Genomic DNA, 12,061 nt, shown 5'->3' on the forward strand with positions numbered 1-12,061 from the left:
CGGATCCTGGTACCGCCTGTGCCTGCATCCGGTCCGGCGGCCGGCCCGACACTGGCGCCATGACGAACGACATCGACATCGCACCCATCGGCCTGCTCACCGGCAAGGTCGTGTTCATCACCGGCGCCAGCCGCGGCATCGGGGCGGCCGCCGCCCGCCTCTTCGCACGTGAGGGCGCCGCCGTCGTCCTCGCCGCCCGCGGCACCGACGCCCTCCAGCGGATCGTCGCCGAGATCCACGCCGAGGGCGGAGTCGCGGACGCCGTGACAGTGGATCTCGCCGACCGTGCGAGCATCCGCGGGGCGGTCGACCGTGTCGAGGAGCTGCACGGACGGCTCGACGGCGCGTTCAACAACGGCGCGGCGATTCAGCGGCCCGGCCCGCTCGACACGACGAGCGACGAGGACGTCGAGGAGCAGTTCGCGGTGAACTTCCGTGGGCACTGGACCGCGATGACGGCCGAGGCCGCGCTCATGCGCCGCGGCGGTGGCGGAGCGATCGTCAACACCTCGAGCATCGGCAGCCGCCGCGCGAACCCGGAGCTCCCCGCCTACGGCGCGATGAAGCGCGCGCTGAACAGCATCACCGAGACGGCCGCCGTGACCTGGGGGCCGCAGGGGGTCCGCGTGAACGGCATCACCCCCGGCGGCACCGCGACGGAGATGATCGACGCGTGGGAGGCGGCGTCCCCGGGCGTCGTCGAGCGGATCAACGCGAGCATCCCGCTCGGCCGGATGGCCGAGCCTCGCGAGGTCGCCGAGGTGGCCGCGTGGCTGCTCAGCGACCGGGCCTCGATGGTGACGGGCGCGATCGTCCCGGTGGACGGCGGTGCCGGCGCCTGAAGGGCGCCCACGCCCCGGCAGGCGATTCCTGATCATTCCGAGACGGAGCCGCCCTGACCGCTGCCGTACCCACTGCCGATCCATGACCCCGCGCGGTGACGCTCGGTAGCGACCCCGACCCAGTCGGGATACGGAGGGGGAACGCCTGCCGGTGTGCGCTCCGTGGTCGCGCCTTCCGCGCTGTGAGGCGGGCCCCGCCGAGGCCGGAGCCGGTGCGGCTCGGCTCGGTCTTCCCGTGTGGCGCGCCGTGCGCTTCGAGCGTTGAGTGGAGATGCGCACCCGGCGCTCCGGACGGGAGTTGCCAGGGCGCCGGGTGCGCGGGCTCAACCCGCGGCGGCCCCGCGTCCGTCATCAAACGGCCGAGCCTGCCGGTCGTACGCCGTGCGCGCCGCTTCGAGCAACCGCCGCCAGGAGGTCACCGTCGGCCGGCGTCGCAGCAACGCGCGCCGTTCCCTCTCTGTCATGCCGCCCCACACACCGTGCTCGATCCTGCGATCGAGGGCATGAGCGAGACATTCGGTCCGCACCGGGCATCCGGTACAGAGGGCTTTCGCGCTGTTCTGCGTAGCGCCTTCGACGAACAGCTCCTCCGGATCGGCGGTCCGGCATACCGCATGCGCGCCCCACTTGTCGTCCGCGTCCACCCCGTTGCCGCCCTCTCCCCGATCCGGCCCGCCGTACACCACCCTATGCGTGTGGCAGTTCGGAGAACGTACGGCAATCGCACCAGGCACGGAACAGCGTTGCCCGGCAGCAATCCCTTCGAGTGAACAGCCCTTGCCAACAGCCCTCGGAAGGAATCTGACGGCCCGTCAACTACGCCCTTCAATTCTGCCTCGGCCGTGATCTCCGGCCCGAGCCCCGAAAGCCGCGCGGCTCACTCGCGACCGCCTCCGCCGCCCGCCGTGACGCTGGTCTGAAGTGGCGCCGGCGGACGTGTGGAGGGACGCTGGGTAGTGATGCGCGCGTTCGGATCACGTGCGGCGGCGCCTGGCGTAGCCGTGTCCGGCCGGAGTGACGTGGGGTGTTGGTCCAAAGCGTTGAACGAGAACTCGGTTACGAGGTCGCTGATGACAGCGGATCACAAGGTTCAGGTACGGGTGCGCAGGGCGTACGAAGTGCCCGGGCGGGCGGACGGCGCGCGGGTGCTGGTGGACCGCCTCTGGCCCCGTGGGCTGGCCAAGGCGAAGGCGCACCTGGACGAATGGTGCAAGCAGGTCGCGCCCTCCACGGAGTTGCGGCAGTGGTACCACCATGACCCGGACCTTTTCGAGGAGTTCGGGCGTCGCTACCGCGAGGAGCTGCTGGATCCGGAGCGCGCCCAGGCGTTGGCGCACTTGCGCGACCTTGCCGGGGAGCGGACCCTGACGCTTGTCACCGCGACGAAGCAACCGGAAATCAGCGAGGCCGAAGTTCTCGCCGAGCTGCTCCGGAGCTGACCGCGGCAGAGCGTGAACCGGCCGGCGCGGGATCCGACGCCGGAGATCCCTTCCGCGGGCGGGGACGGACACTCCGGTCGTCTGCCGCGCCCAGGAGCGAACGTGCGCGCTCCGAGCGTGGTGGGACCGGAACCGTCCCCGCCCGCGCGGGACCGTCGGGGGTCAGCTGCTACGGCGCCTCGGAAGGACCTGGATCGTGTCGCCGACGGCGCGTTCGCCCGTCGCGTCCGAGGTGACATTCACCAGTGTGCCGTTGACCGCCATCGCCGTGGAGCCGCCCCCGTCGAGGTTCAGCGCCCGTACGGCGCCGAGCGACCGCATGAAACGGGCGGCTTCCGCCAGGGTGAATCCCTCACTCACCCCGGGCTGCCGCCCGTCCACGGTCACCAGGAGCAGCCGGCCCCGCCGGTCGATGCCGGCCAGTGTCCGCGGCTGGCGCACGTTGGACCAGGCGAAACCGAACGAGAGGTCGCGCGGGTCGAGTGTCCCCTCGGTGGCGGCGTCGATGTGCACACGGCCGTCCTCGACCAGAGTGGGAGCCGCGCTGACGATGCTGTCGTCGGGCCCGAGCCTGATCTCCCGATCCGAGGAGTCCCGGATCACCTCGCGGAGCGACAGGCGCTTGCCGACACGCGCGTGGCCGGTGAGCCATCCCGCCGCCCCGCCGATGCCCTGGAGGACCGCGCCGTGATCGGGCACCGCACCCCCTCGGTCGCCCACGGAGGTGACGACACCGCGCTCGTCGAGGACCACCTGGACACCCGCCCCCGTGGGGAGTGACGCGCGGAACTCGGGGGTGAACTCGACGAGGTCGTCCGCGATGGTGCAGGTGGTGTCGTGGCGGGGCTCGGCGGTGGGGACGGCGCCGGGTCGACCGCAGTTGCGTACCTTGCCCGGAACACGGTTGATGCCCTGTACGCCGTACTCGGCGGATCCGTCCCGCACCGTGACGGTGGTGGAGAGGTCGGCGATACGCGGCCGCCGGCCGCCGTCGCCCAGGATCAGCGCGGCGCGGGAGCCGGCGGCCATCGACTCGAGTCTGCCGTGCCGCGCGGAGAGACCGGCGAGCGTGCCCTGCACACCGTCGGCGTCGGAGGTGATGAAGAAGCCGCCGTTGACCCCGATCAGCGAACCCAGGCGTGTGGCCACGGTGGAGGTGTTCTCCCGGTCGGCGACGTTGCCGCCGTCGCTCGCCCCGATCGTCCCGGCGAAGCGCGTGGGGTCCACCACGGCGACGTGGATGTTCTCACCGTCGGGGCGCTGCCGGCCGTCGTATCCGGTCCAGTCGACCGCGGTGCGGAAACCTGCCGCCACGACCGCTGTGTTGGTGGTGCCCGCCTCGGCCTGCGTGGCGTACCGCCCGACCCGGACCTGCCAACCCATCGTGCCGCGGGGGGTGTCGGAGTAGTCGTCCCAGGTCACCTGCTCCAGCCGCGGTTCGAACCCGGCGCCGCGCAGGCGCGCGGCGGTCGCGTCCGCCCACGCGCGGTCGCCGAGGGGGGCCCAAGTAGCGGCGCCGGTCAGGCGGTTGACCGCGGGGGCCTGCACGGTGACCGACCACACCGGGGCGGCTGCGGAATCCCGCAGCGCTCCGGTCCGGACCTGGACACCGGGGGCGACGCTCAGCGTCGACCAGGAGATCCCGTGGAGCGCGGAGGAGGCGGACGGACCGGAGTCGGCGGTCGGCGTGCTCGCGGCCGCCGGCGGGGCGAGGGCGACGAACGTGAGGGCCGCGGCACACGCCACGCCGCTCCGGAGGGGCTGCTTCATCCGGCCGAATCCGCGGCGTGCTTTCTCGACTGCGTGGGACATACGTCTCCTGACGTTCGGAACGGCCTGCGGCCGGAGGTCTCCCGGTTGCCGCGTTCCACATCCCAGACCCGTGGTGGTACGGGCAGGCCACACGCCAAGGGCGGCTGGGAAAAGCCTCGATGACAACGACTCACCGATTCCTTCCGCGCCGGATGACACCCCGCACCGCTCGGCCGGTATCTCCGCCGGTCCGTGTTCGTACCGCACGGCGCCCCAGCCGTACGAAGGTCACCCCTCGGTGAAGTAGGTCCAGTGTTCCGCCACGCTGAAACCGAGTGAGAGGTAGAGCGGGAGAGCCATGTCGGAGGAGCGCAGGTAGGCGGTTTCGGCTCCCGCGTCCCGCCCGCGGGCCACCGCCTCCTCCGTGATCCGCCGTCCGTGGCCGCACCCCCGGTGGTCCGGACCGGTGGAGATGTTGAAGATCCCGACATGCCCGTCCATGAGGATGGTCATCGCGGTGCTGACCACCTGCCCCCGCACCTCCCCCACATACGCGGTGATGTCCGGTGCGGCGTCGAGGACAGCAGGGGTGAACAGTGGCGCGAAGACCTCCTTCGGGACTCCGAAGCCGTCGGCGAGGGCACGGGCGTAGAGATCGTGCTCCGCCCCCGTGACGGCGCGCACCTTCATCGCTCCGGTGTCGCCGGGGACCGGAGGGGCGCTTTTCAGATCCCTGAGCATGAACGGTTCCCGTGCCCGCTTCGTCAGGCCGTACCTCCGGGCCACCTCACGCACGCGGTCGTCCGGGTCCGAGCGCACCTGCACGCACCAGGACACCGGTCCTGGGAAGGAATCCGCCGTGGCGGCCGTCCGGGCCGCGAGACGCTCGATCTGCCCGGCGTCCGGCCTGAGGGCGGAGGTGAAGACACCGTTCACGCTGTCGGCCGGGCTCCCGGTGACGACCATGTACGTCTCGTTCTCCGCGGCTTCCTGACGCATGCGCGGCTCGGCGGCGGCGATACGTCGCAGAGCGGCTCCCCAGGCATGGGCGGCGGCGTCGATCCGGGCACCGGGCAGGAGGTTCGAACTCATGAGCGGAGTCTAATCTCCGCAGGTGGAGGCGGTGTGGGGGCCAGGCGGAAGTACAGATACGGCCCGTCAGACCCGAAGGGGCGCAGGAGTTGAATCCATCCCAAATGCGACACAATGCGTCCGGGGTCCCGCTCGGCACGCCCGTGCGCCGCCGTTGGTCCCCGACTTCCGTCCGTCCGCGAACGATTGCGCAGGCCCCTATGAACGTGCCGCTGAGTCCGGGCCAGGACGGCGGTCCGGTGTACCTGGACCACAACGCCACCACTCCGGTCGACCCTCGGGTGGTGGAGGCGATGCTGCCCCTCCTGGCGAGCGAGTTCGGCAATCCGTCCAGTGGACACGCCTACGGCGCGGCACCGCGGGCGGCGCTGGTCCGGGCCCGCCGGCAGGTCGCCGCGCTCGTCGGGGCGTCCACGGACGAGATCGTCTTCACCGGCTCCGGCTCCGAGGCGAACAACCTCGCGCTGCGGGGCGCCGTACTCGCCGCCGGCGACGGCAGGCGCCGGGTGATCACCCAGGTCACCGAGCACCCCGCGGTGCTGGAGACATGCCGCGCGCTGCACCGTCTGTACGGGGCGGACGTGACGTGTCTGCCGGTCGACGGGAGAGGGCTGGTCGATCCCGCCGACCTGGCCGCGACGCTGGACGAGCGGACGGCCGTGGTCTCCGTCATGGCCGCCAACAACGAGACCGGAACCGTGCAGCCGGTCGCCGAACTGGCCCGACTCGCCCATGACCACGGCGCGCTGTTCCACTGCGACGCGGCCCAGGCGGCCGGCAAGATCCCCGTGGACGTGCGGGCGATCGGCGCGGACCTGCTGACCGTGGCGGGCCACAAGATGTACGCCCCGAAGGGCGTCGGCGCCCTTCGGGTGCGCGCCGGTGTCCGCCTCGAACCCCTGGTGTACGGCGGCGGACAAGAGGGTGGGCTCCGCGCCGGCACCGAGAGCGCCGCCCTCGCCGTGGCGCTGGGCACCGCCGCCGAACTCGCCGCCGCGGAGCTCGCGGACGGCGGCGCCCGGCGCACCGAGGTGTTGCGCGACCGCTTGCACCAGGGGCTCGACGAGGCGCTTCCCGGGCAGGTGCACGTGAACGGGTGCGCCCGCCGTCTGCCCGGCACCCTGAACGTCAGCATCGACGGCACCACGGGGCACGAACTGCTGGCCGCCGTGCCGCGGCTCGCGGCCTCCACCGGCTCGGCGTGCCACAGCGGGACCGGCACCGCCTCCCCCGTGCTGCGCGCGATGGGCCTGGGCGAAGCCCGGGCACTGGCCGCCGTACGGCTGTCGCTCGGCCGCTGGACGACCCCGTCGGACGTCGACCAGGCGGTTGAGCTGCTGGTCGGTGCCGTGCGCTCGTTCGCCTCCAAGGACCCCGGCCGGAGGCCGGGCCGCGACTCCCCGGCGCCCCGGACTTGCGGCCCGGCCTCCGGCCGGTAGCGTCGAACGGAGGTGGAGGCCCTTGCGCGAAGGAGCGGGCGGATGGGCGTGAAGCGGTGGCTGGAGGCGTGGCCGGTGTACCGGCAGCTCACCGGCACGGACCCGCTGGGCCGCGGCAAGGCGGCGCAGTCGGCCCGCTCCGCCGGTCTCGGTGCCCGCACGGAGACCGCGGACCGGGTGGTGAACTCGGTGTGCCCGTTCTGCGCGGTGGGCTGCGCCCAGCGCGTCTACGTGAAGGACGAGCGCGTCATCCAGATCGAGGGCGACCCCGACAGCCCTATCTCCCGCGGCCGCCTGTGCCCCAAGGGCTCCGCCAGCAAGCAGCTCGTCACGGGACCGCAGCGCGAACAGCACGTCCTCTACCGGCCGCCGTACGGCACCGAGTGGCAGCGCCTCGACCTGGAGACCGCCGTGGACATGGTGGCCGACCGGGTGCTCGACGCCCGCCGCAAGGGCTGGCAGGACACCGACGAGAACGGCAGGACGCTCCGCCGCACCATGGGCCTGGCCAGCCTCGGCGGCGCGGCGCTGGACAACGAGGAGAACTACCTCATCAAGAAGCTGTTCACGGCCCTCGGCGCGTTGCAGATCGAGAACCAGGCCCGTATTTGACACTCCGCCACGGTTCCCGGTCTGGGAGCCTCGCTCGGACGTGGCGGCGCCACGGACTACCTGCAGGACCTCGTCAACACCGACTGCATCATCATCATGGGCTCGAACATGGCCGAGGCCCATCCCGTCGGGTTCCAGTGGGTGACCGAGGCCAAGGCACGCGGCGCCAGGGTCATCCACATCGATCCCCGCTTCACCCGCACCAGCGCGCACGCCGACCAGCACGTCACCATCAGGGCGGGGACCGACATCGCGTTCCTGGGCGGCGTGATCAACCACATCCTCGGCCACGACCTGGACTTCCGTGAGTACGTACGGGCGTACACCAACGCCCCCTTCCTGGTGAACGAGCGGTTCCGGGACACCGAGGACCTGGACGGACTGTTCAGCGGCTACGACCCGCACAGCGCGGCGTACGACGCGTCGAGCTGGTCGTACGCGAGCGTCACGGCGCAGGAGCGGCCGGGCAGGCACGCGAAGGAGACGTCCGAGCCGTACCAGCACGGTGCCAAGGGCCCGTTCGTCGAGGACGCCGAGGGGGACATCGAGGCCGACCCCACCCTGGAGCATCCCCGCTGTGTGTTCCAGGTGCTCAAACGGCACTTCGCGCGGTACACGCCGGAGATGGTGGAACGCGTCTGCGGGGTACCGCGGGAGCTGTTCCTCGACGTGTGCCGGGCCTGGACGGAGAACTCCGGCCGGGAGCGGACCACCGCCCTGGTCTACAGCGTCGGCTGGACCCAGCACTCGGTGGGCGCCCAGTACATCCGGGCGGGGTCGATCGTGCAGCTCCTGCTGGGCAACATCGGCCGGCCGGGAAGTGGGATCTTCGCGCTGCGCGGTCACGCCAGCATCCAGGGCTCCACGGACATCCCCACCCTGTTCAACCTGCTGCCGGGCTACCTGCCGATGGCCGACACCAGCCACGAGAACCTGGCCGGCTACCTGGACGTCGTCCGCGGCCGGCAGCAGAAGGGGTTCTGGGGCGACGCCGACGCCTACATGGTGTCGCTGCTCAAGGAGTACTGGGGCGACGCCGCGACGGCGGAGAACGACTACTGCTTCGACTACCTGCCCCGGATCAACGGCGACCACGGCACGTACCGCACCGTGATGGACATGGTCGACGGGAAGGTGTTCGGCTACTTCCTGCTCGGCCAGAACCCGGCGGTGGGCTCGGCCCACGGCCGTCTGCAGCGCCTCGGCATGGCGAACCTCGACTGGCTGGTCGTCCGCGACCTCGTCATGATCGAGAGCGCCTCGTTCTGGAAGGACGCGCCGGAGATCGAGACCGGCGAGATCGTCACCGAGCGCTGCCGCACGGAGGTGTTCTTCTTCCCCGCGTCCTCGCACGTCGAGAAGGCCGGCACCTTCACCCAGACACAGCGGATGCTGCAGTGGCGCGACCAGGCCGTGGAACCCTCCGGGGACCGGCGCTCCGAGCTGTGGTTCTTCCACCAGCTCGCCGTACGCATCAAGCAGCGGCTGGCCGGCTCGACCGACGAACGCGACCGCCCGGTCCTCGACCTCGCGTGGGACTACGAGGTCGAGGGCGGCGAGCCCTCTCCCGCGGACGTGCTGCGCCACATCAACGGCATCGACCTGCGCACCGGCCGCACCGTCGACGGCTACCCCGACCTCAGGGCCGACGGCAGCACCGCCTGCGGCTGCTGGATCTACAGCGGCGTGTACGCCGGGGAGACCAACCAGTCCCGCCGGCGCACCTCCCGCCTCGAGTCGGGGCCGTACGACGCGGAGTGGGGCTGGACCTGGCCGCTCAACCGCCGCGTGCTCTACAACCGCGCCTCGGCCGACCCGGACGGGCGTCCCTGGAGCGAGCGGAAGAAGCTGATCTGGTGGGACGAGGAAGCCGGCGAGTGGACCGGCAACGACACGCCGGACTTCGAGCGCACCAAACCGCCGCACTACCGGCCGCCCGCGGGAGCGTCGGGCCCGGAAGCACTCAGCGGCAGCGACGCGTTCATCATGATGCGCGACGGCAAGGCATGGCTCTTCGCCCCGGCCGGGCTCGCCGACGGACCACTGCCGACGCACTACGAACCGCACGAGTCGCCGATGCGCAACCTGCTCTACGGGCAGCAGGGCAACCCGGTGCGCAAGGTGTACGGACGCCCCGACAACCCGTCCAACCCGGCACCGCCGGAGGCGCACACCCAGGTGTTCCCCTACGTGTTCACCGCGGCCCGGCTGACGGAGCACCACACGGCCGGGGCCATGAGCCGCCAACTCCCCTACCTGGCGGAACTCCAGCCGGCGCTGTTCGTCGAGGTGTCACCGGAACTGGCGCGGGAACGCGGCCTGCACCACCTGGACTGGGCCCACGTCATCACCAGCCGGACGGCCGTCGACGCGCGCGTGGTCGTCACGGACCGCATGGCGCCACTGCGGATCGACGGCCGCGTCGTCCACCAGGTCTGGATGCCGTACCACTGGGGCTCGACGGGCCTCACCACGGGCGACGTGGTCAACGACCTGATCGGCGTGGTGGCCGACCCGAACGTGTTCATCCAGGAGAGCAAGGTGCTGACCTGCGACGTACGGCCGGGGCGGCGTCCGCGGGGGCCGGCCCTGCTCGCCTACGTGCGGGAGTACCGCCGTCGGGCCGGCATCACCACGGAGACCGGCACCCGTATCGCGACGGCGGGCGGCCATACCGAGCGTGCCCACACCGAACCGGACGACCGGCCGGAGGAACCGTCATGACGAGCGAGAACAGCTTCCACGGTCCGCTCGCGGACCCGGCCGGGGACGCCGGCCACCGCGACCACCCGCCGCGGGTGGGCTTCTTCACCGACACGTCCGTCTGCATCGGCTGCAAGGCCTGCGAGGTGGCCTGCAAGGAGTGGAACGGCATCCCGGAGGACGGCATCGACCTGCTGGGCATGTCCTTCGACAACACCGGCATGCTGGGCGCCAGTTCGTGGCGGCACGTCGCCTTCATCGAGCAGGAGCGGCCACTGGGCGAACAGGACGCCGGGCTCACCGACCTGCCCGTCGGTCCGTCCAGCACCGAGGGCACGCCCGAGATCGTGGCGGACGCCCTGGAGGTCGCCAAGCGCGGTGGCGGCGACCTCGGCACCGCACCCGTGGACCTGGGCTTCCCCTCCTTCGGCCTGCCCGGCGCCGGGACGGGCGCGGAGAACCGCACCCAGTTCCGCTGGCTGATGTCCTCGGACGTGTGCAAGCACTGCACCCACGCAGGCTGCCTCGACGTGTGTCCCACCGGCGCCCTGTTCCGCACCGAGTTCGGCACCGTGGTGGTGCAGCCCGACATCTGCAACGGCTGCGGCTACTGCGTGTCCGGCTGCCCCTACGGTGTCATCGACCGGCGGCCCGACGACGGGCGCGCCTGGAAGTGCACCATGTGCTACGACCGGCTGCGCGACGGGCTGGAACCGGCGTGCGCCAAAGCGTGCCCCACCGAGTCCATCCAGTTCGGCCCCCTGGACGAACTGCGCGAGCGCGCCGACCGACGCCTCGCGACGCTGCACGAGGCAGGAGTGCCCGAGGCCCAGCTCTACGGCCGCGACCCCGAGGACGGCGTCGGCGGCGACGGCGCGTTCTTCCTGCTGCTGGACGAACCCGAGGTGTACGGGCTGCCACCGGACCCGGTCGTGCCGACCCGCGATCTGATGTCGATGTGGAAGCACGCGGGCGCGGCGGCGTCCGCTCTGCTGGCCGTCTCGGCGGCCGTGTTCCTGGGCGGGGGACGGCGATGAGCGAGGACGGGACGACCAGGCGCGGCGGGCATCGCCCCGGCCGGCGAAAGGGCCGGGGAAGGGACGACGACGGGAGCCGCGAGCAGTCCATGGTGCCGCGCGCGGAGTTCCGCTCCTACTACGGGCGTCCGGTGCTCAAGCCGCCGGTGTGGGAGTGGAAGATCCCCGCGTACCTGTTCACCGGCGGACTGTCGGCGGGCGCCGCGCTGCTCGCGGCCGGCGCGGACCTGACGGCGCGTCCCCGGCTGCGGCGGGCGGGCCGCGTCGGGGGCTTCGCCGCCCTGCTGGTCAGCATGTACCTGCTGGTGGCGGACCTCGGCCGGCCCGCGCGGTTCCACCACATGATGAGGGTCGCCAAGCCGAGCTCACCGATGTCCGTGGGCACCTGGATCCTCATCGCCTACGGGCCCGGCAGCGCGCTGGCGGCCACGGCCGAGATGCTGCCCGCAACCTGGCGCGCCACGACGCCGGGGCGGCTGCTGCGTCTGGCGGCCCGTCCGGCCGGCCTCTCCGCGGCCCTGTTCGCCCCCGGCGTCGCCTCGTACACGGCGGTCCTGCTCTCGCAGACGGCGGTGCCCGCGTGGCACGACGCCCGTAGCGAGCTGCCCTTCGTGTTCACCGGTTCCGCGGCGGCCAGTGCCGGGGGCCTCGGCATGGTGCTGGTTCCGGTGACGGAGGCGGGCCCCGCACGACGGTTCGCCGCGGTGGGTGCGGCGGCGGAGATCGTCGCCGCGCGGCTCATCGACCGGCGCCCCGGCTTCGTGACCCGGGCGTACACCACCGGCCACCCGCACCACCTGCGCAGAGCGTCCGAGTTCCTCACCCTGGCCGGCGCGGTCACCGCGCTCACCCTCGCCCGGCGCAGCCGCGCGGCCGCCGCCGTGGGCGGACTGGCCCTGATGGCGGGCAGCGTCCTGCAGCGCTTCGGCACCTTCGAGGCGGGTGTGACATCCACCAAGGACCCCGCCTACGTGGTGAAGCCGCAACGCGAACGTCTCGACGCTCGCCGCGAGGAGCGGGACGGGGAGTGATCTCGTCCCACCGTGGACACGGGCACCGTCGTGGTCCCGCGATCGGGTCCGGCCCGCCGCCTCTCCGGGCCTCTCCGGGTCCCTCCGGTGTGGCGCGGACGCCGGGGGCACCGG

At 72.2% G+C, this 12,061-nt stretch carries 9 protein-coding genes; 6 read left to right on the forward strand and 3 right to left on the reverse strand.

All coding sequences use genetic code 11. From position 1 onward, the window contains the following. Nucleotides 1-59 precede the first annotated feature (59 nt). Nucleotides 60-842, forward strand: a complete 783-nt coding sequence (locus HEP85_RS02180; RefSeq protein WP_168525677.1) for an SDR family NAD(P)-dependent oxidoreductase — start codon at nt 60-62, stop codon at nt 840-842. A gap of 323 nt (nt 843-1,165) precedes the next feature. Here HEP85_RS02180 and HEP85_RS02185 read toward each other — a convergent pair whose 3' ends face one another. After that, a complete protein-coding gene (locus tag HEP85_RS02185; protein ID WP_329284637.1) occupies nt 1,166-1,486 on the reverse strand; it encodes a WhiB family transcriptional regulator in 321 nt (106 codons plus the stop codon). Between the two features lie 426 nt (nt 1,487-1,912). Between HEP85_RS02185 and HEP85_RS02190 the strand changes: the two genes are divergently transcribed. After that, the gene (locus tag HEP85_RS02190) at nt 1,913-2,281 is read left to right on the forward strand and encodes a DUF488 domain-containing protein (protein WP_168525681.1); all 369 of its coding nucleotides are present in this window, start codon (nt 1,913-1,915) and stop codon (nt 2,279-2,281) included. Between the two features lie 162 nt (nt 2,282-2,443). On the opposite strand, the gene HEP85_RS02195 is transcribed toward HEP85_RS02190, so the two are convergent. Continuing rightward, a complete protein-coding gene (locus tag HEP85_RS02195; protein WP_248001793.1) occupies nt 2,444-4,093 on the reverse strand; it encodes a phosphodiester glycosidase family protein in 1,650 nt (549 codons plus the stop codon). A 228-nt stretch (nt 4,094-4,321) separates the two neighbouring features. After that, nucleotides 4,322-5,125, reverse strand: a complete 804-nt coding sequence (locus HEP85_RS02200) for a GNAT family N-acetyltransferase (protein WP_168525683.1) — start codon at nt 5,123-5,125, stop codon at nt 4,322-4,324. A gap of 200 nt (nt 5,126-5,325) precedes the next feature. On the opposite strand from HEP85_RS02200, the gene HEP85_RS02205 reads away from it, so the two are divergent. From HEP85_RS02205 to nrfD, 4 genes are read left to right on the forward strand one after another with little or no spacing between them, the layout of a single operon-like run. Next, nucleotides 5,326-6,564, forward strand: a complete 1,239-nt coding sequence (locus tag HEP85_RS02205) for a cysteine desulfurase family protein (protein WP_168525685.1) — start codon at nt 5,326-5,328, stop codon at nt 6,562-6,564. Nucleotides 6,565-6,606: 42 nt separating this feature from the next. Further along, a complete protein-coding gene (fdh, locus tag HEP85_RS02210) occupies nt 6,607-9,900 on the forward strand; it encodes a formate dehydrogenase (RefSeq protein ID WP_248001794.1) in 3,294 nt (1,097 codons plus the stop codon). After that, entirely contained in the window at nt 9,897-10,916 is a 1,020-nt protein-coding gene (locus HEP85_RS02215) for a 4Fe-4S dicluster domain-containing protein (protein ID WP_168525689.1), read from the forward strand. Before fdh ends, HEP85_RS02215 begins: the two co-directional genes overlap by 4 nt. Further along, complete coding sequence (gene nrfD, locus HEP85_RS02220) at nt 10,913-11,947, forward strand: NrfD/PsrC family molybdoenzyme membrane anchor subunit (protein WP_329284650.1); 1,035 nt, start codon at nt 10,913-10,915, stop codon at nt 11,945-11,947. The genes HEP85_RS02215 and nrfD overlap by 4 nt, the downstream gene beginning before the upstream one ends. The last annotated feature ends 114 nt before the right edge of the window (nt 11,948-12,061 follow it).

Source organism: Streptomyces sp. RPA4-2 (assembly GCF_012273515.2).
Taxonomy (GTDB): Bacteria; Actinomycetota; Actinomycetes; order Streptomycetales; family Streptomycetaceae; genus Streptomyces; species Streptomyces kaempferi.